This window comes from Leisingera daeponensis, from assembly GCF_019801465.1.
GTDB classification, from domain to species: domain Bacteria; phylum Pseudomonadota; class Alphaproteobacteria; order Rhodobacterales; family Rhodobacteraceae; genus Leisingera; species Leisingera daeponensis_A.
The window spans coordinates 1-19562 of sequence record NZ_JAHVJA010000012.1 but is presented as its reverse complement, the minus strand read 5'-3'; the positions used below and the strand labels follow the sequence as shown (position 1 = coordinate 19562).

Annotated in this window: 19 protein-coding genes and 1 tRNA gene; 10 read left to right on the top strand and 10 right to left on the bottom strand. The window is 62.5% G+C overall.

Annotated features, from left to right (window positions below):
* Positions 1-34 precede the first annotated feature (34 nt).
* Both KUV26_RS19310 and KUV26_RS19305 read right to left on the bottom strand, forming a co-directional pair.
* Positions 35-1069: an ACP S-malonyltransferase gene (locus KUV26_RS19310; protein WP_222509615.1), complete on the bottom strand. Its 1035-nt coding sequence runs from the start codon at positions 1067-1069 to the stop codon at positions 35-37.
* Positions 1066-3255, bottom strand: a complete 2190-nt coding sequence (locus KUV26_RS19305) for a dehydrogenase E1 component subunit alpha/beta (protein ID WP_222509614.1) — start codon at positions 3253-3255, stop codon at positions 1066-1068. Before KUV26_RS19305 ends, KUV26_RS19310 begins: the two co-directional genes overlap by 4 nt.
* 252 nt (positions 3256-3507) lie before the next feature.
* Between KUV26_RS19305 and KUV26_RS19300 the strand changes: the two genes are divergently transcribed.
* The 8 genes from KUV26_RS19300 to KUV26_RS19265 all read left to right on the top strand — a co-directional run bounded on the left by KUV26_RS19300 (position 3508) and on the right by KUV26_RS19265 (position 8576).
* Positions 3508-3594, top strand: a tRNA-Leu gene (locus KUV26_RS19300).
* A 160-nt stretch (positions 3595-3754) separates the two neighbouring features.
* On the top strand, positions 3755-4369 hold the full coding sequence (locus KUV26_RS19295; protein WP_222509613.1) for a ribonuclease D: 615 nt from the start codon (positions 3755-3757) through the stop codon (positions 4367-4369).
* Complete coding sequence (locus tag KUV26_RS19290; RefSeq protein WP_222509612.1) at positions 4366-5334, top strand: SIS domain-containing protein; 969 nt, start codon at positions 4366-4368, stop codon at positions 5332-5334. The genes KUV26_RS19295 and KUV26_RS19290 overlap by 4 nt, the downstream gene beginning before the upstream one ends.
* A 22-nt stretch (positions 5335-5356) precedes the next feature.
* Complete coding sequence (gene lptC / locus KUV26_RS19285; RefSeq protein WP_222509611.1) at positions 5357-5956, top strand: LPS export ABC transporter periplasmic protein LptC; 600 nt, start codon at positions 5357-5359, stop codon at positions 5954-5956.
* A gap of 63 nt (positions 5957-6019) precedes the next feature.
* Positions 6020-6472 carry an LptA/OstA family protein gene (locus KUV26_RS19280; RefSeq protein ID WP_261398667.1) on the top strand — a complete coding sequence of 151 codons (453 nt, stop codon included), beginning with the start codon at positions 6020-6022 and terminating at the stop codon, positions 6470-6472.
* The gene (lptB, locus tag KUV26_RS19275; protein ID WP_222503767.1) at positions 6472-7230 is read left to right on the top strand and encodes an LPS export ABC transporter ATP-binding protein; all 759 of its coding nucleotides are present in this window, start codon (positions 6472-6474) and stop codon (positions 7228-7230) included. Before KUV26_RS19280 ends, lptB begins: the two co-directional genes overlap by 1 nt.
* 270 nt (positions 7231-7500) lie before the next feature.
* Entirely contained in the window at positions 7501-8058 is a 558-nt protein-coding gene (hpf, locus tag KUV26_RS19270) for a ribosome hibernation-promoting factor, HPF/YfiA family (protein WP_222503766.1), read from the top strand.
* 53 nt (positions 8059-8111) lie between these two features.
* Positions 8112-8576 (top strand): PTS sugar transporter subunit IIA, encoded by a 465-nt coding sequence (locus KUV26_RS19265; RefSeq protein ID WP_222509610.1) that lies wholly within the window; start codon positions 8112-8114, stop codon positions 8574-8576.
* 113 nt (positions 8577-8689) lie between these two features.
* On the opposite strand, the gene KUV26_RS19260 is transcribed toward KUV26_RS19265, so the two are convergent.
* From KUV26_RS19260 to cysQ, 8 genes are all read right to left on the bottom strand, one after another.
* Positions 8690-10120 (bottom strand): nodulation protein NodH, encoded by a 1431-nt coding sequence (locus KUV26_RS19260; RefSeq protein ID WP_222509609.1) that lies wholly within the window; start codon positions 10118-10120, stop codon positions 8690-8692.
* Positions 10120-11826: a beta-1,6-N-acetylglucosaminyltransferase gene (locus KUV26_RS19255; RefSeq protein ID WP_222509608.1), complete on the bottom strand. Its 1707-nt coding sequence runs from the start codon at positions 11824-11826 to the stop codon at positions 10120-10122. Before KUV26_RS19255 ends, KUV26_RS19260 begins: the two co-directional genes overlap by 1 nt.
* Positions 11823-12809 carry a glycosyltransferase family 2 protein gene (locus tag KUV26_RS19250; RefSeq protein ID WP_222509673.1) on the bottom strand — a complete coding sequence of 329 codons (987 nt, stop codon included), beginning with the start codon at positions 12807-12809 and terminating at the stop codon, positions 11823-11825. Before KUV26_RS19250 ends, KUV26_RS19255 begins: the two co-directional genes overlap by 4 nt.
* Positions 12810-12996: 187 nt before the next feature.
* The gene (locus tag KUV26_RS19245) at positions 12997-14037 is read right to left on the bottom strand and encodes a glycosyltransferase family 2 protein (RefSeq protein WP_222509607.1); all 1041 of its coding nucleotides are present in this window, start codon (positions 14035-14037) and stop codon (positions 12997-12999) included.
* 2 nt (positions 14038-14039) lie between these two features.
* Entirely contained in the window at positions 14040-15023 is a 984-nt protein-coding gene (gene galE, locus KUV26_RS19240; RefSeq protein ID WP_222509606.1) for a UDP-glucose 4-epimerase GalE, read from the bottom strand.
* A gap of 48 nt (positions 15024-15071) precedes the next feature.
* Entirely contained in the window at positions 15072-15965 is an 894-nt protein-coding gene (gene galU, locus KUV26_RS19235) for a UTP--glucose-1-phosphate uridylyltransferase GalU (RefSeq protein ID WP_222503760.1), read from the bottom strand.
* Between the two features lie 179 nt (positions 15966-16144).
* A complete protein-coding gene (locus KUV26_RS19230; protein ID WP_222503759.1) occupies positions 16145-16945 on the bottom strand; it encodes a 3-deoxy-manno-octulosonate cytidylyltransferase in 801 nt (266 codons plus the stop codon).
* A complete protein-coding gene (gene cysQ, locus KUV26_RS19225) occupies positions 16945-17742 on the bottom strand; it encodes a 3'(2'),5'-bisphosphate nucleotidase CysQ (protein ID WP_222509605.1) in 798 nt (265 codons plus the stop codon). Before cysQ ends, KUV26_RS19230 begins: the two co-directional genes overlap by 1 nt.
* Positions 17743-17853: 111 nt before the next feature.
* Between cysQ and KUV26_RS19220 the strand changes: the two genes are divergently transcribed.
* Positions 17854-18675 carry an ABC transporter permease gene (locus KUV26_RS19220; RefSeq protein WP_222503757.1) on the top strand — a complete coding sequence of 274 codons (822 nt, stop codon included), beginning with the start codon at positions 17854-17856 and terminating at the stop codon, positions 18673-18675.
* The gene (locus tag KUV26_RS19215; protein WP_222509604.1) at positions 18672-19316 is read left to right on the top strand and encodes a peptide-binding protein; all 645 of its coding nucleotides are present in this window, start codon (positions 18672-18674) and stop codon (positions 19314-19316) included. The genes KUV26_RS19220 and KUV26_RS19215 overlap by 4 nt, the downstream gene beginning before the upstream one ends.
* The last annotated feature ends 246 nt before the right edge of the window (positions 19317-19562 follow it).

Below are 19562 nucleotides of genomic sequence, written 5' to 3'. Positions count from 1 at the left end.
CCCTCCTGTGAGGGACGCCTTAAACATTTTCGGATCAGCCGGTTGCTTGGCCGCGCTGTGCATCATCGCCCATTGAAACCAGCATCGGCGTTTTGGCCTGCCGAACCTTGAACGTTTCCTTGCCGGTCATACCCTGCCAGCCGCCTAGAACCAGCGATTGCGCCACCGCGCCTCCCAGCGTAGTGCCGGGGCCGGTCACGATGAACAGGTCCGGCGCGAACTCATAAGCCGCATTCTGCACCGCGCGGGTGAAATCATAGGCCTCCACCACCTGATGCCCCAAGGTGTAGTCCCAAAGGGCCCGTGTGTCCGTCGCGCCTGGCCACCAGATCTGCCCGCGCCCGTCGATCAGCGGCAGCTCCGGCTGGGTGAACATCTCCGCCCCCAGCCGCTTGCGCCCCTCGGCCGCCACCGGCGCCTGCAGTGCCGTGTGAAAGGCCGCATGATTAGCCAGCCGCATCGGAAAACGCTCCTCCACCACCGGCACTGCCGCCTCAATCGCCGTCAGCCCGGCCTCATTCCCGGCCAGCACCAGCAGCCCGCCCAGATCGATCGAGAGCGCCAGGTCATGCCCTTCGCGCGCATTGATCTCTGCTGCCAGCGCCAGCAGCTCCGCCTTGCGGGCGGGATCATCCTGCCAATCCGGCCCGGCAAAGGGATAGACCAGCTGGCCGCCGATCAGCTGCTTCTGCATCAGTGTGCCCATGGTGTTCACCACCCTGAACCCGTCCGCCGCACTCAGCGCCCCGCTTGCGGCCAGCGCAATATACCAGCCCATCGAATTGCCGGTTACCGCAACAACCTCGATATCCTCGGCCAGCGACTGCGCATCCGCCAGCGCCGAAGCAAAAATCAGCGGCGAGGCAACATCTCCGCGGGAGTACTTCGACACAGAATACCGGGTAGCCCCGTCCAGAGCCGTTACCTCTTCCTGCCCGGCATCCCGGCGCTGCGCGTCAAAGCCCGCAAACAGTGCGGCTTTGTCCGTATGATGACGATGCAGGTAACCCAGCTCCGCCTTGTTGTAAGTACCCCGTCCCGGGCAGATCAAAACAGCAGTGCGGGTCATTTCTTGCCTCCTGCCAGCTTCAAAGCGGCCCCAACAATGCTGTCCCTTGACGGCAGCGTAGCTCCATAAGCAGGGCCAGTTGCAATGAAGCAATCAGTGGCTGCAATCCTGGCCGTCGGGATATAGCTTTGCTCTGCAAACAGCGCCATCAGCGCTTCCGACTGGCTGCCGGTGACACGGCATTCGTCGACGATCAGCACGTTCTTGCAGTCCTCGACCGCCCCCAGCAGCGCCGTCTCCGGCAACGGTGCGAGCCAGCGCAGATCGACGATCCGGGTCTTCACGCCATGCACGGCCAGCTCTGCTTGTGCCTGGGTGGAGAGATACCGCCCGTTGCCATAGGTGACGATGGCCAGATCGGTGCCATCGCCATGCGCGCCAACCTCCCCCAAGCTGATCCGCTGGTCCGGCGACGGGTAGGTCCGCATCCAGCCGCCATCCTTGGCCTCGTGCAGATCCCGCATCGGATAGAGAGCGATAGGCTCGACAAAAACCACCACCCGCTGCTCCTCACGCGCCAGCCGCACGGCCTCGCGCATCATCATCGCCGCCTCTGCCCCGTCCGACGGGCAGGCAATCACGATCCCCGGAATATCCCGCAGCACGGCCAGTGAGTTGTCATTGTGGAAATGGCCGCCAAAGCCCTTCTGGTACCCCAGTCCGGCGATCCGCAGCACCATCGGGTTGGAGAACTGCCCGTTCGAGAAAAACGGCAGGGTCGCCGCCTCGCCGCGCAGCTGGTCCTCGGCGTTGTGCAGATAGGCAAGGAACTGAATTTCCGGGATCGGCAGGAACCCGTTGTGCCCCATGCCGATCGCCAGTCCCAAGATCGACTGCTCGTCCAGCAGCGTGTCGATCACCCGGTCCGGCCCGAACCGCTGCTGCAGCTTCTGGCTGACACCATAGACCCCGCCCTTGCGGCCCACATCCTCGCCCATCATGACGATCCCGCGATGCTCCAGCATCAGGTCGGTCAGTGCCCAGTTGATGAGGCGCGACATCGGCTGCGGCTCCTCCATCGCCCGCATGTCGCTGCCGAATGCCTTGGCGCGCGCCTCGGCACTGGGGCCGTTGGTCGGCGCACATGCCCGCTTGGGCGGGATCAAGCTGGCCGCGACATCTTCTGCGGTTTTCAGATGCGGCCGCGTCACCGCTTCCGCCCGGATCCGCTCCACCCGCGCGCAGGTGTCCGTGTAGATCTTCAGCGCCTCTTCCGGACCCAGTGCCCCCGCCTCATCCAGCAGCCGCACCGAATGCAGCAGCGGATCATTGGCCTCATCCGCCTCCACCTCGGCCTTGGCCATATAGGTTGTCGGCACATCCGCCCCGGCATGGCCATAAAGACGCACCGTGCGCAGGTGCAGGAACGCGGGCTTCTTGCGCGTCCGCACATACTCCGCCGCCTCCTGCGCCACTGCAAAGGCGTTGTAAATATCCAGTCCGTCCGCCTTGAAATACCGGATGCCGGGCCGCTGCGCCATCGACGCCTCGATCCAGCCTTTCGGCGTCTTCACCGAGATGCCGATGCCGTTATCCTCGCAGACAAACAGCAGCGGCAGCGGCGTCGACTGCACCGAGGTCCAGCCCGCCGTATTGATCGCCCCCTGCGCGGTGGAGTGGTTGGCCGAGGCATCCCCGAAGGAGCACATGACCATGGCATCCTCCGGCAGCACCTGATGTTCCGGCTGGTGCCGTTTCGCGGCACCGATGGAGTAGGCCGCCCCCACCGCCTTGGGCAGGTGCGAGGCGATGGTCGAAGTTTGCGGCGGGATCATCAGCGCCTTGGAGCCCAAGACCTTGTGCCGCCCACCAGAGGTCGGATCTTCGCTGGAGCAGGCAAAGGACAGCAGCATATCCCAGGCAATCCGCTGCCCCGGCACCTGATCGGCGCGGGCGATCTGGAACGCCGCATCGCGGTAATGCAGAAACGCCATATCGGATGGCCGCAGGGCGCGCGCGACCGCGGCCATCCCCTCATGGCCTGAAGAGCCGATAGTATAGAACCCCTCCCCCGCCTTCTGCATTGACCGGCTGGCCAGATCCAGCGCGCGGCTCAGGACCTGTGCGCGGAAAACGGATACCGCTTCAGTTGCCGCAAGCGGCCCCTTCGGTCCGGCGCCGGAGGGAAAATCACCTGCCTGAACCCGGTCCAGGAAGTTCTGATGCACGATCTGGGCGCGGTCCATACGGCCTCCTTGCGCTGAATGACCGGAACCTTATCCGTGAATGCGGAGCCTAATGCCAATGAGTTTGCGTTCTGGCTTCATTCCGAAAAGGAATGACAAAGCCCCCACTCAGTCTCATTTGTCACATAAATCCTGCCACGCGGCGCTCGCAGCTTCAGGCTGCCACCGGCCGCTATTGCTTCCGGCGGCTTGCCTCCCATTTCCATTTGACGGCCCCGCAAAACCGTCCTATACGCCCATCCCAAGACACCTGCCCAGGTGGCGGAATTGGTAGACGCGCTAGCTTCAGGTGCTAGTGTCCGTATGGACGTGGAGGTTCGAGTCCTCTCCTGGGCACCATCCCCCTTACCTTAGAATCTACATCCTGCTCCGGCTGACCGGCGCAATTCCGTTTCCGCCCGAATAAACCAGCTCGCCCAGTGTAGTTGAGTTTGTCGGCCAAAGCGCCTATTTCCTCTCCAGACCCTGCTGCCGCGATCATAATCTAAAGGGAACTCCTGTGGCCAATCACCTGTACAAGAACGACCTGCCCGACGGGTTGGATCTCGGTCCCGTTGTCGCGATCGACTGCGAGACCATGGGGCTGAACCCGCACCGCGACCGGCTGTGCGTGATCCAGATGTCGGGCGGTGACGGCAACGCGCATATCGTGCAGGTGGAAAAGGGCCAGACCGAAGCGCCCAACTTGTGCCGGATGCTTGAAGACCCGAACGTGCTGAAGCTCTTCCACTTTGGCCGCTTTGACATTGCTGCCATGTACCACGCCTTCGGAGCCCTGACGGCTCCGGTCTACTGCACTAAAATCGCCAGCCGGCTGGTACGCACCTACACCGACCGTCACGGTCTCAAGAACCTTTTACAGGAACTGCTGGGAATCGATATCTCCAAGCAGCAGCAGATGAGCGACTGGGGCGCCGAAGAGCTGACCGAGGCACAGCTGGACTACGCGGCCTCCGACGTCCTGCACTTGCACAAGCTGCGCGAGGCGCTGGACAAACGGCTGGCCCGCGAAGGCCGCTCTGAGATGGCCCAGGCCTGCTTCGACTTCCTCCCCATGCGTGCCAAGCTGGACCTGGCCGGCTGGCCCGAAACGGACATCTTTGCCCACTCATGACCGACGCAGAAAAATTCCTCATCACCGCGCGGCAGGTGATTGCCGATGAGGCCAAGGCGCTGAACGCCCTGGCTGAAGGCCTGGACGAACGCTTTGCCGAAGCGGTGCAGCTGATCCTCGGGGCCAAGGGCCGCATCATCGTCAGCGGCATCGGCAAGTCCGGCCACATCGGCCACAAGATCGCCGCCACCCTGGCTTCCACCGGCACGCCGGCCTATTTCGTGCACCCGGCTGAGGCCAGCCACGGTGATCTGGGGATGCTGTCCGAAGGCGACGTCGTGCTGGCGATCTCCAATTCGGGCGAAGCGCCGGAACTGGCCAACCTGCTGGCCTTCACCCGCCGCTTCGCCATCCCGCTGATCGGGCTTTCCAGCAAAATGGACAGCACTCTGATGAAGCAGGCGGATGTGCACCTGCAGATCCCCTCGATGGGCGAGGCCTGCGGCTTTGGCATGGTGCCTTCGATCTCCACCACGCTGACCCTGGCGATGGGCGATGCGCTGGCAATTGCGCTGATGAAGCACCGCAATTTCCGGCCGGAAAACTTCCGCGACTTCCACCCCGGCGGCAAGCTCGGCGCCCAGCTCAGCAAGGTGCGCGACCTGATGCATGCGGATAACGCCCTGCCGCTGGTCTCCGAAACCACGCCGATGGCCGACGCGCTGATTGAAATCAGCCAGAAGGGGTTTGGTGTCGCTGGCGTGGCCGCTGCCGATGGTTCGCTGGCCGGCATCATCACCGACGGCGACCTGCGCCGCCACATGGACGGGCTGCTGGACAAGACCGCGGCCGAGGTGATGACCACCGGTCCCGCCACCATCGCACCGGACGCCATGGCGCAAGAGGCCGTCGCGGTGATGAACCAGCGCAAGATCACCTGCCTGTTCGTGGTCGACCCGGAGAACGGCCGCAAGGCCGAGGGTCTTCTCCACATCCACGACTGCCTGCGCGCAGGACTGGGCTGAGACAGGGGCCCGAGAGCAGACCATGGACAGCCATTCCAGAGCCGTCGCCTACCTCAAAGTGCTGTTGCCGCTGGCAGCCCTGGCTTTGCTGTCGACCCTGTTCCTGATCTCCCGCGGCGTGAATACAGATGCGGTGATCCCCTTCGCGCAACGGGAAATCGAAGACCGGATGAAAGGCCAGCAGGTCACCGCGCCGTTCTTCTCGGGCACCACTGCCCAAGGCGACGAGATCATGGTCACCGCAGCACTGGCCCGCCCTGGCGGCGAAGGAACGCCTGCGGTTGCCAGCGACCTTTCTGCGGAATTCCGGCTGGCAGACGGCGGCAGGATTACGCTTGCGTCCCGAACCGGCGCCATCCACCCCGGCCAGGACATCGCACGCTTTACCGGTCATGTGACCATCACCTCTGCGGATGGCTTGGTAGTCGAAACCGAAGAACTGAACACCGCGCTCAGCGGGCTGGAGGCCAACAGCCCCGGCCCGGTCCGCGCAACCGGCGCAATTGGAAAACTGACCGCAGGAAACATGCAGATCAGCTCAAAAACCGAGGGCGGCCCGGTCCATATGCTGTTCAAAAACGGGGTGAAGCTGCTATATGAACCCCAGCAACCGGAAAGATAGCCTGTGTCCTATTTGCGCGCATTGATTTTCTGCCTGCCCTTCGCGGTGCTTCCCGGCCTCGCAATGGCACAGACGGCTTCCGTTGCCTTCGGCGCGGTCAAGGCCGACCCCAGTCTGCCGGTTGAAGTCACCGCTGATAATCTGGCCGTGAACCAGACCGACGGTTCCGCCGAATTCACCGGCAACGTGCTGATCGTGCAGGGCATTATGCGGCTGTCCGCCGATAGGGTTCTGGTCATCTACAAGACGGCGGGCGAAAGCGGCGGCAAGGCAGGCATCGAACGGCTGGAGGCGACCGGCAACGTGGTGCTGGTCAGCGGCCCGGACGCCGCTGAAGCGCAACGGGCAGAATACACAATCGACCAAGGCACCATTGTGATGACCGGCAATGTACTCTTGAATCAGGAAAACGGCACACTGGCCTCGAACCGGCTGGAAGTGAACCTCACGTCGGGCACAGCCCGCATGGCCGGCCGGGTAAAAACCATCCTCAACCCGAACGGCGGCAGCAACTGATGGCAAAACCGGACCTGACTGTGACTGAGGGCTCTTCCGGGCTGCGCATCGAGCGGCTGCGCAAATCCTACCGGAAGAAAGTGGTGATCCGGGATGTCTCGATGTCCCTGAACCGCGGCGAGGTCGTGGCCCTGCTCGGCCCCAACGGCTCCGGCAAGACCACCAGCTTCTACGCCATTGCTGGCCTGGTCTTCCCCGAGGCCGGCACCGTCAGCATCGATGGCCAGAACGTCACCGGCCTGCCGATGTACCGCCGCGCGCGGCTGGGCATCGGCTATCTGCCGCAGGAGATGTCCATTTTCCGCGGACTGTCGGTGGAGGACAACATCTCCGCGGTTCTGGACATCTCGCAAAAGCACGAGCACAAGCGCCGCGAGCGGCTGGAGGAGCTGCTGTCCGACTTCTCGATCGAGCACCTGCGCCGCGCGCCTGCTCTGGCACTGTCCGGCGGCGAACGGCGCCGGGTGGAAATCGCCCGCTGCCTGGCCGCCGATCCCAAGTACCTGCTGCTCGACGAACCCTTTGCCGGGGTGGATCCGATCTCGGTTGGCGACATCCGTCATCTGGTGGCAGACCTCAAGAAGCGCGGCATCGGGGTGCTGATAACCGACCATAATGTGCGCGAGACTCTGGAGATTGTCGACCGTGCCTACATCCTGCATGACGGGCAGGTGCTGATGTCCGGAAGCCCCGGGGAAGTCGTGGAAAACGAGAACGTCCGCCGGGTCTATCTGGGTGACAATTTCCGCATCTCCTGACCCTTGCAGCCGCCTTGGAGGATCGCGGAAAACCGCCGTAAACCCGGGGCTCTTTTTTCGCGTTATCCATTGACTCTCCCGCTGTCTTGCCGTGGAATTGTTTCATGGCATACGCGCAATCCGATGCAGTCCGAACAGAAGCCTTGGCGACAAGGCCCGGACGGATGCAACCGGATGGCCGGCCTGCCCCCCGGTTCCGGACCTGACGTGACACCGCCAAGGATTGCCTTGGCGGCGGGCCCGGCCGCAATAATTTGTGAAGGAGATCACATGCGTTACAAAATCAGCGGCAAACAGATCGACATCGGCGACGCTCTGCAGGTTCATGTGCAGAATGAGCTGGGTTCGGCCGTACAAAAATACGCCGAACGGCCAACCGACGCGACTGTGGTCTTTTCCCGTTCGGCGCATGAATATGTGTGTGAAGCTACGGTCCATCTGTCAACGGGGCTGAGCGCTCAGGCAAAGGCTCACGAAACCGAAATCTACGCCGCTTTCGATGCCTGCTGCGAGAAAATGGAAAAGCAGCTGCGCCGGTACAAGCGCCGCCTCAAGGATCACCACAAGGAGCGCAGCGAGCCGGTTGAACATCTGGGCGCCAACTCGTATATCCTCGCCTCTGAGGAAGCGGATTCCGAACCGGACTCGCTGCAGCCGATCATTGTCGCCGAAATGGAGACCCGCATCCCCTCCCTGTCTGTCGGGGAAGCGGTGATGCAGATGGAGCTGGCAGGCGCACCGGTGCTGGTTTTCCGCAACGAAGGCAAAGACGGGTTGAATGTGGTCTACCGCCGCGACGACGGCAACATCGGCTGGATTGATCCGTAAACACACCTAAGGCATCGGCGCCCCCAATCGGGGCGCCGGAACGGAGCAGACACATGCATATTTCCAGCATCCTCAAGCCAGAGGCCGTCCGGGTGATCGGAGCGGTCTCGAGCAAGAAGCGCTTGTTCCAGGAAATCGCAGATGTCGCTCAGGCCGCCTACGGTCTGGACGCCCAGCCGACGCTCGAAGCGCTGCTGGACCGCGAAAGCCTCGGCCCCACCGGGGTCGGCCACGGTGTGGCCCTGCCGCATGCCCGGCTGGACACCATCAGCGAAGTTTGCGGCACGTTCCTGATCCTGGAAAAGCCGCTGGAATTCGGCGCGGTCGACCGACAGCCTGTGGATATTGCCTTTGCCCTGTTTGCCCCTGAAGATGCAGGTGTCGAACATCTGAAGGCCCTGGCGCTGGTCTCGCGCACTCTGCGCGAGCAAAGTTTCTGCACCAAGCTGCGCGCCAACCACGATCCGGCCACGCTTTATACCATCCTGACCGAAGGCCAATCCGTCCAAGCGGCCTGAGGCACCAGGCAGCGTCGGCCGCACAGCCCGGCTGCCGCACAAAGCACCTTCACCCGGCAGATCCGTCAGGTCTCCCGCCCGTCATCGGCAGCCTGCCGGCGGAAACGGAGAGGTCAGCCCTGCCAGGGCCCGAAGCCAAAGGCCAGGTAGTCGCGCTGGTAAACAGAGGCGATCAGCGCCTCCAGCTCCGCGTCATAGATATCCGTCAGCTCAAATGGTACATCCGGAGGCGAAGACGGCACAGCCTCCGGCTGCATCCGGCCCAGTTTGCAGGCCAGCGCGGGCAGATCTTCGCCCATTTCCGCCTCCCGGACCAGAAGATCCGGCGTGCCCAGCTCGGCAAAGCCGGCCAGCGCCTGGCTCTGGGTGGCCCATTCCGCATCCAGCCGGACTGAGGTCTGCCCTGCAAGGCTCGCACGCACAAACTCCAGGAACCCTGTAAACGCTTCGCGGTGCTGCGCCCGGGAATAATCCGCACCAGGCCCCTCCTCTGGCACTGGCAAACCGAACTGCCGCCGGAGCGTGTTACGGATCTGCCGGTAGCTGCCCTCGCCTGCATTCAGGATCCGGCGGCAGAACACCGCATGCGCCCGCGCCGCCGGGTGGCGCAGCACCGTAAAGCTGCGGAATCCCTTGTTGCCGCGCTTCCACTGGCGCAGCTGTTTCTGGTTCATGCCCTGAATCAGCCCCTCCGGCGCCACGCGGTCCAGCCCTGCCATCCACTGCACCACTTCGGCCTCGGGGCCGCCCTTCAGCGGCAGATAAAGCAGCGGCGTCACCACCCCGGCCACATAACCCGGCACCGCCGGACCGCGGCGCGGCTCGAAATTCGGAGTCCGCGTCAAGTTGAACCGATCCATGCCGGCCAGCGCCTCCTGCATCTCCTCAGAATTGGCCACCTTGGCCAGCACCGGCGCCGGGTTCTGCCGCTTGAGGCTGCCGTCCAGCGCTTCCAGCTGGTGCAAAGCCCCCAGCCAGCGGGCCAGCCCGTTCATCACCTCTACGCTCTGCAGGTCCTCATAGGCCACATAAAACGCTGTCTGGCCCAGGGCCTGCAGCCGGTTCAGCAGTGTGATCTGGAAATCCTGCAGCGCTCCCACATGGGCTGCAAATTCCGCTGCATCAAACCGCGCCTTGGCGTCCTTGCGCCGCTTCACATCAGTCAGCTTCCACTGGCCGGTCTCCTTGGCGATTTTCCAGGACACATAGCTGTCCAACGGATTGCGGGTCAGAATGATCTTGGCACAGCGCGGATCCTCAAGCATCAGGTCCAGCACCCGCGGGTCATGATCGTGGAAATAGCGGAAGCCGCCCAGCGCACCCGGATCTGCCTTAATCTTCTGAATCAGCCGTGCCGGGTCTGCTTCCCGCATGGACCGGGTCACACCCAGGATATCTGTGCTGTTGGGATAGCCGATAAAATGCGGGTTAAACGCCTCGCCATGGCAGGCCAGCCCGTCAAAGGCATTCAGGTTGGTCTCCAGGAAATTGGAGCCGGTCCGCATTTCTGCAAAGACGACGAAGTAATCAAAGGAAGATGACATCAGGATTTTCGCACCAGATAGGGTTTGCGCTGCGGCTTGGACGGGCTGGCAGGGCTTTGCCCGACCGGGAAGTCCCCCATCAGGTAGGGATGCATGCCCTGATTTTTCAGATTCTGCAGGAACTGCCCGAAGCCTTCAAGATCGGTCATTCTCGGGGCCTCTCCCAGGTGCCGCGCGGTCAGCGGGCCAATCTCGTCAATGATTGTCTGCAAGGGTTCCATCGGCGCTTCGACAAACTCTGCCATGCTCCAGATCCGCACCCGCGCCTTGGTCCATTGCGAACGCAGGATCTGCAGCTGCTCTGCCTCCCGCTGCTGCAGCCTGGCGGCCTCCTGACGCAGCTCCGCGAAACTGCGGCTCGACTTGAATAGCGGGATCGCCCAGGCGCCACTAATGACAGAGACCTGGGCATTGGTATCTCGCGCGACCAGCCAGTTCACCGCCTGATTGTCCCGCGGTCCGAACTGGAAACACTGGCGCTCCCCGCGGGTGTTCCAGATCAGGCTGGTCAGAAAGCTCTCCGGGTTGTAATCGCGCGCCTTGGCGTTGCCGTTCAGACAGCCGTTGACCAGGCTCTGACCTTCGGAGAACGCCGCTCCCTGCGGCGCAAAGATATGCCCGTGCACCTGGGCGCCGGTTGTCCGCGCCAGCCAGGTTTCGAAATCCTCGAACAGCTCCGTGAAGCCCTGGAACACCGAATAGGGGCTGGAGGTAACGCCGTTTTCCGACCCGTGTCCGGGAAAGCGGCTTTGCATATACAATCCGGCCCGGCCCCGGGTGCGCCGCTCCACCGCCTTGGCAAAGATCCGATCGATCTTTCCCGGATTCGGTTCGGTCCGCTTCATCGCCCCGGCAGGATCGGTCAGGAAGGCTTGATACAGGCGCTCCGCATGCGGCCAGATCTTGCGCGCCACGAAACAGTCAGAGCGGCGCAGCAGCTGCAGGTGATCGTCATAAAAGATATGCGGCTTGCCCTGAAAATCGAACTTGCTCAGCGTCAGGGAGCGGCTCTCGATATTGCCGGAATAGAGCCGGGCGAGGGTCTGGAAATAGCTTTCGTCCGGGATCCAAACCTTGCGGAAATAGGCATCATAAACCGGGCGCTCCGGGTCCTGCAGGATCGCTGACAACGTTTGCCGCGTCAGGCACCACCATTGGCTGCCCATATGCGGTACCAGCCCCGGAGGTATCCGCCGCTTGATCCGCAGCCTGCGCTGCAAGTTCACATAGCGGTCGAACAGGTAGCGGTGCTTTTTCCATGAAAACGGAAACCGCAGCGTGAACCGCTCATGGCTGAGGCCCCCGACGATCCAGGGCACATCCGCGGTGGTGGCGCTTTCGATGAAATCCGTCTGCGGCCGCGCGGCCAGGTAGTCTGTCAGCTCCTGTACCGGTCTGAGCGGCAGACAGGAACCGGAGGCCAGGTAGACATGCCGAACGTCCGGGAATTCCGCCAGCATCACCTCCGACGCGGATTGCGAAGCGGCAACGATGCCCCAGGTGCCCCATTCGCAGCGGTGCCGGGCTGCAAACCGCACCAGCGGGTTGCCGTCCAGCGACTGGCGGAAGCGGGCGAACAGATCGCGGCTGACATTCCGGTCGACGTGCAGAACCACGGGGCAACCGTTTGCGGTCCAATGGCGCACCACTTGCGCCGCGCGCTCCAGCGCTGTGTGCACCAGCATGACAACGCCGACCGTGCTCATGCCCAATTCCCCTTGGACATCAGCCCCAGGATCTCGAGCTGGCGCCAGTTGATGTATTTCTCGCTCCACTTGCACCACAGTTCCGGCTGCTCCGCCAGCCTGGCGGCATAGGCCTTGTATTCCGCTGATCCGCCGTAATGCTGGCCGCGTACCAGCTCCTCCTCCGCCTTGGCGGTGAAAGTATCCAGGAACTTGGTATGCAGCAGCGCGCCGCTGGCCTTTTCGCCGCCATCGGTCTCATAGACCTGATTCAGCCCGCGCGGCAGCAGCGCGTGGGTGGAGCTGGCAAAGGCGTAGCGGCGGTTCCATTTGACCAGCGGGATCTTGTTCAGCGCCGGTGCCTTCCTGGGCTGATCGGCAAAGAACACCCGTGCCCGGGGCCCGCCCTGGATCCACAGGTTGCCGTATTCCGGGTTTCGGCTGATGGTGTAGTTGCCGCTGTCGAACCAATGGGCGATTTCCAACGGGTTCTGCCCGGCCTGATACGGCACCTCGCCGATCCGGCCCTTGGGATAGACATCCAGCAGCATCGCCGAAAAGCTGCGGATCGCGGAGTTGTCCAGCCAGTCGGTCAGCGCCCGGATCGGCCTTGTGTCGCAGAACGGGTAGATGAAGAACTCATCCGGGTCGACCACCAGAACCCAATGCTCATGCGCGTATCTGCGCTTGAGATAGTTCATCCAGTCGATACCGAAACCTGACCGCTTGTAGCTGGCAGTTGTGTGCCACAGCGACACATCTTCCATCCCGCGCAGGTAATCCGCGGTGCCGTCGGTGGAACCATTGTCCACGAAGAGGAAATGATTGACTCCTAAACCGCGGTAGTATTGCAGAAAATAGGGCAGTCTGATCTGCTCATTGCGCATGGTGGAGACCAGCAGGATATCCCCGGGCCGGATTGCCTTTGTATTGTCCTGCACAGGCGACAGCTCACCGGATTTGCGCACAGCACGGACCAGCCGCCGTTTGCGCCGCAACCGCATCCGGTAAGAATCCCAAAGCCCCACGTCAACTCCAAACCATTTTCCAAGGAGCGCACCTGCCCGCCCCCATGGCGGGGCGCTAGCTTCCGCGCAATATGTCACGCACACAGTCTATTAACAATGAATTTAGAAACAGTTACGCCGGCGCACGGCCCGGCTGCAACAGTCGGGAGAACATGCCCAGACGTCACCAGGCCAGCGGCGTCATCAGCCCCAGCGCCGCCAGCTGGTCCGGGCCGCGGTACCGCACCGACCCCGCATACCACATATCCGGAGCATCAGTGATCCGGTCATAATAGCCCGTAAACTGCTGCGGCGTATGGAAATGCTGTTGCCGCTGCTTTTCCGTTGCCGATTTGGAAACAATCTCGGGCAGAAACTTGCTGTGCAGCAGCACCCCGGAAGGCGCAGTGCCGCCCGGCCCGTCATAAAGCGCATTCATTTGCCGCGGCAGCATCGAATGGGTGGAATTGACATAGGCATAACGGCGGTTCCAGCGCACCAGCGGCAACTTGTTCAGCGTCGGCGAGCATTCCCGCTGATCCTCGAAAAACACCCTTTCACGGGCGCCGCCCTGCACCCAAAGGTTGCCCTTCGGCGGCTGACGCACCGCCCTGTAAGGACCTGCATCAAACCATTGCAGCACTTCTGCCGGGTCCTCACCCGGTGTGTAGGCTTGGGCGCCCAAGGGACCTTTGGGATAGAGGTCCAGCATCAACGCGCCAAACCCCGCACGCCCCTGCTGCTCCAGCAAGCCGGTCAGATCATTGAGTCCGTGCGCCTCCATGCCGGAATAAACCAGGAGTTCATCGGCATCCACTGTAAGGCACCAGCGGCCGTGGCCATGGCGGATCAGCAGCCAGCCCAGCCAGTCCAGACCGAAGCGCGTATCCCGGTAGCTGCCAGTTGCAGACCAGAGGGAAACATCCGGCTGAACCGCGAGGAATTCCGCACTGCCGTCATCGCTGCTATTATCCACCACCAGGAAATGCAAGGCACCCAGCCGCCGGTAATGCTCCATGAAATAGGGCAGTCTGGTGATCTCGTTGCGCAGCACAGTAAAAACCAGAACGCCGCCTCTGGGGATTTGCAGGGTGCGGTCCGCAATTTTCTGCATTTGGCGGCGGGCGCGCAGGGCCCGCCACAGCATCCGCCGCCGCTTCCACCGCATCCGGTAGGCCCCGGTCAGGCCCAGCGGCGGCAGTTCTGGCGCGGCGGGTTTAGCCATTGTCAGCGCTCGTAGTAGCCTGTCTTGTGCCACTTCCAGGCGTCTGCGATCATGGTTTCCAGGCTGGACCGGCGCGGTTCCCAGCCCAGATCGGTGACCGCGCGGGTCGATCCCGACACCAGCTTGGTGCAGTCGCCCGCCCGGCGCGGGCCGGTGTTGCAGGGCACTTTCTGCCCGGTCACGGCTTCTGCCTTGTCCATTACCTCGCGCACCGAAAAACCGCTGCCGGTGCCCAGGTTGAACACCTGGCTTCCGTTGCCGTTTTCCAGCCATTGCAGGCCCAGCACATGCGCGTCCACCAGGTCGCAGACATGCACATAGTCGCGGATGCAGGTGCCGTCCGGGGTGTCGTAGTCGGTGCCGAAAATGGTCAGCGCATCACGCTTGCCCGCAATCGCATCCAGCACCAGTGGCACCAGATGGGTTTCCGGACGGTGGAACTCGCCCACTTCCGCCTCGGGGTCGGCGCCCGCCACATTGAAATAGCGGAATATCACCGAACGCAGCCCATGCGCGGCGCCGAAATCCTTGAGGATATCCTCCACCGCGCGCTTGGATGCGCCATAGGCATTCAGCGGCAGCTGCGGCGTGTTTTCGTCCAGCACCACATTGTCATGCTCGCCATAGGTGGCGCAGGTCGAGGAGAACACGAAGTCCAGGCAGCCCGCCGCCACCGCGGCCTCGATCAGATTGAGCGACCCGCCGGTGTTGTTGGCCCAGTAGAGGCCCGGTTCGCTCATTGCCTCGCCAACCTGGCTCAGCGCCGCGAAATGCATCACCGCTGCCGGCTGATATTTAGCAAACACCTCATCCAGCCGCGCGCGGTCGTTCAGGTCGCCCTTCTCGAAGGGGCCGAACTTGACCGCATCCTGCCAGCCGGTCACCAGGTTGTCATAGGTTACAGGGGTATAGCCCGCCGCCTTCAGCGCCTTGCAGGCGTGCGAGCCGATGTATCCGGCTCCGCCGGTCACGAGGATATTGGTCACTGTCTCTGCCCCATGCTGGGCCGCCCCCAAGAAGGGCGGCCAGAGTGGTTACTGCGCGGCCTTGCCGACCTGCGCGATCTCGGTGATGTAGCTCATCAGGTCATCGCGCAACTCATCGCGCGCGAGCGCAAAGGCAACGGTCGCCTGCAGGAAGCCAGCCTTGGAGCCGCAATCGAAACGCTGTCCGTTGAAGCGGTAGCCGTAAACCGGCACGTCCTGGGCGATATCCTCGGCAATCGCATCGGTCAGCTGGATCTCGCCGCCGGCGCCCTGCTTCATCTTGTTCAGGTTCTTCAGAACCGACGGCGCCAGGATATAGCGGCCGATCACCGCGAGGTTCGACGGCGCGTCTTCCATCTTCGGCTTTTCGACCATGCCATTGGCGGCGACCACCCGGCCCATATCCTCTTTCACGTCGAGCACACCGTAGGAAGAGGTCTTCTCCGGCGGAACCTCCATAGCGGCAACCATATTGCCGCCGGTTTCGTCATAGGCCTCGACCATCTGCTGCAAGCAGGGCTTCTCTGCCGCGATCACATCGTCCGGCAGGATCACCGCAAAGGGCTCATTGGCGATCAGGCGGCGGGCGCACCACACCGCATGGCCCAGGCCCAGCGCCTTGTGCTGGCGCAGATAGGCAATGGCACCGGATTCCATGTCGGTGCTTTTCAGGATTTCCAGCAGGTCGTCCTTGCCCTTCTTGCGCAGCTCCTGCTCCAGAACCGGCGAGTGATCGAAATAATCCTCCAGTGCGCCCTTGCCGCGAGAGGTGACGAAAATGAACTCCTTGATCCCGGCAGCCCGCGCCTCGTCGATGGCGTATTGCACCAGTGGCCGGTCGACCAGAGTCATGATTTCCTTCGGGACGGACTTCGTTGCCGGCAGGAACCGGGTCCCCAGGCCCGCAACCGGAAAAATTGCCTTAGTTACTTTTTTGCGCATGGCGTTCTCTCAATACTCAAATTCCAGACTTGGCGGCTCAGCCCCGCATCACGCGCGGGAAGGTTTGCGCGCATCATGCCCGGCTCGTTCCAACAAATTGTAAAGCAGCTGCCCGCCGCCTCTGGCTGCCGCTTTGCAGCGGCTGCCTTCCTGTTACTTTATTTATTACCATAATTCACTCACTCATGCCCCATCTTCTTCATCATGGCTTCCAGGCGCGGCACATCTTCAGGGTTGTTCAGCTCCCAGAATTCACGCCCCCGCGCCTCGACCTCCACACACAGCACCTTGCGTCCGTTCTCCAGGAAACGCAGCTGCTCCAGCCCTTCCAGCTGCTCCAGCGGGCCTGTATCCCAATCAGGATACGCTGCCAAGGCATCCGGACGGTAGGCATAGACGCCAACGTGGTGAAAGACCGGCGTGTTTTCGCCATCCCCGAAGGTGCGCCCGCAATAAGGCACCACCTCTTTGGAGAAATAGAGCGCGCTGTGGTCGCCGGCAAACACCGCAGTGGTGCCGCCGACCCGACCCGCCTTACGGTCCGCAAGCAGGCTGTTCAGGGTTTCGCCATTGCAGCGCAGCACCGGTGTAGCCAGCCCCATGCCAGGGGCGGCCCGCAGCCCTGCTACCAAATCCTCGACAAACCAATGAGGTGTCAGCGGCGCATCGCCTTGCAGGTTTACCACGATCTCATAACCGCCGCCGAGCGCCGAATGCGCCTCCGCACAGCGCTCGGTGCCGTTGGCACAGGACTCCGAAGTCATTACCACCTCGGCGCCGAACGCCTCAGCGGCCTGTTTGATACGATCGTCATCGGTGGCCACCACCACCCGGTCAACGCCCTGAACAGAACAGGCCGCCCGCCAGGAGCGCTCCGCCAGGGAGCGTTTCTCGCCGGTGGCCCCAGTCAGCGGCACAAGCGGTTTTCCGGGATAGCGTGTCGAGGCGTAGCGGGCAGGGATGACGATCAGGACAGACATCAGGCTTCCTTTAGTTCCACTGCCGGGGCATAGGCGATGAAGAACGGGTTCGCATAGCCCTCTTTGCCGTATTTCAGCGGTGCGTGATCATCAAAACGCACCACTTTGCCGCCGGCACCGGCCAAAACCGCGTGGCCCGCCGCAGTATCCCACTCCATGGTGCGGCCGACCCGGGGGTAGAGATCCGCCTCTCCGGTCGCCACCAGGCAGAATTTCAGCGAAGAGCCGGCGCTCTTGCTGTCCTTTACATTGTACTTGCCGATGTAATCGTCGGTCGCCTGATCGCGATGCGATTTCGAGGCCACCACCATCAGCGCGGAATTGTCGCTGTCGGCCACCCGTATCGGGCGGGTCTCGCCGATTGTGTCCGGATCGAAGCTGCCGGTCTCCTCAACCGTGCTGCCATCGGCCAGCGTGAAGAACATCCGCTGACGCGCCGGGGCATAAACCACGCCGCGGGTCGGCACGCCCTTTTCGACAAGCGCGATGTTGACGGTGAAATCGCCGCGGCGGTGGATGAACTCCTTGGTGCCGTCCAGCGGATCAACGATCAGGAAAGTGTCACCGCGTTCCTTGTGCGACGCCGCCTGCTCCTCGGTGACCAGCATCATGTCAGGGAACGCCGCCCGCAGGCCCGCCGAAATCAGCGCATCCGCGGCTTCATCCGCTGCGGTCACCGGGCTGTCGTCGGATTTCACCTTCACGTCGAAATCGTCGGAATTGTAGATCTCCATGATCTTCGCACCGGCTTCGATGGCCAGGCGGCGGATCACGGGCACCAGGTCGTCATAGGTCACGCGGTTCTCCCCAACACGGGTTTAATTGAAAATTTGCCTGTTGCCCCTTATGATGCGCAGACAGCAGAACGGCAAGCAGCCGCATCACATTCGAGCAGAGAACGCAGGTTCATGTTTCAGCAGCGCACCCGGCCTTCGTGGATGTCAGGTTTCTTCACCCTCACCGAGGTCGTGTTCCATTCCGTCGTGCGCAGCGTCCGCTCCAAGCATAACAACGCCTTTGTCGCGCTCGGCCTGAATCTGCTGCAGACAGTTCTGTTCGTTGCCGCCTTCTACGTGATGTTTTCGCTGCTGGGGCTGCGCGGTTCCGCCATCCGCGGCGATTTCCTGCTCTATGTGATGTCCGGCGTTTACCTGTTCATGGTGCACACCAAAACCGTCAGTGCGGTAGCCGGCGCCGAAGGCCCCAGCAGCCCGATGATGCAGCACGCGCCGATGAACACGATGGTGGCCATTCTGTCTGCCGCGATCGGGGCGCTTTACATTCAGGTGCTGTCGCTGTTCACCATCCTGTTTGCTTACCACGTCGCCTATACGCCCGTGCACATCGAAGAACCCATTCCGGCTTTCGGCATGGTTCTGCTGGCCTGGGTCACCGGGGTCGGTGTGGGTCTGGTGTTTCTGGTGCTGAAACCCTGGGCACCCAGTTTTGTCAGCATCCTGACGATGATCTACCAGCGCGCCAACATGATCGCCTCGGGCAAAATGTTCCTGGCCAACACGCTTCCCAGTTTCATGCTGGCGATGTTCGACTGGAACCCGCTGTTTCACTGCATCGATCAGTCGCGCGGGTTTGTCTTTATCAACTACAATCCGCATTTCAGCTCCTGGGAGTACGCCGCATGGGTGGCTCTGGTTCTGATCGTGATCGGCCTGATGGGCGAGTTCTACACCCGCCGCCATGCCTCGCTCAGCTGGAATGCGCGGCGATGAAGCAGTGCCTCGCTGCCGCTCTGCTCTGGCTGTCTTCCGCAGCCATTCCCGCCGCGGCACAGGAGTTTCCGGCCCTTTACAGCGTCACCGGCGTTGCGGCTGACGACATGCTCAATATCCGCAGCGCGCCGCAAGCCGACGCTGAAATCATCGGCACGCTGGCGCCGGATCAAACCGGGGTGGAAGTGATCCGCCCCGACACCAGCGGCAAATGGGGCCTGGTGAACAGCCGCGAGCAGTCAGGCTGGACCGCACCGCGATTTCTGGACCGCACCCCCGTCGGGGACTGGTACCAGCAGCGAAACCAGGCTCTGGATTGCTTTGGCACGGAACCCTTCTGGTCCCTCACTTTGGATGAAACGCCAAATCTCACCACTCCGGATGATCCGGATATCCGCTTTACTCTCGCGGCGCGGGAGGCGGCATCAGGCCGCAGCGGAAAAGCCGGCTTCCACGCCGTGAACCTTCGCCACAGCAAGTATCCCGACTCCGAGCCCGCAAGCCTGTCTGGAACTCTGACAGCACAGCACTGCTCCGATGGCATGTCGGACCGGACCTTCGGGATCACGATCGACATGCTGCAGCTACGCGCCGGCGGCAAAATGGACGTCCTGACCGGCTGTTGCTCGCTCATCCCCTAGCGGCAGAGCCTTTTTAACCGGCTTTTTACGGGGGAACGTTTCACCCGTCCGCCCTTAACAGGCTGCTGAAGAAGTTGGTTCTCGACGCGGTCTGAGGAACATGATTCACCCTCAGCACAACTTCGGCGGGGGGTGATGATGCGCGGGACGGATGAAGTAAGCGGATCGCTTTTCAGCTATGTCGATCTGGAAGAGCGCATCCCCGCGCGGCACCTGCTCCGCAAGATCAGGCAGGTAGTCAACGAC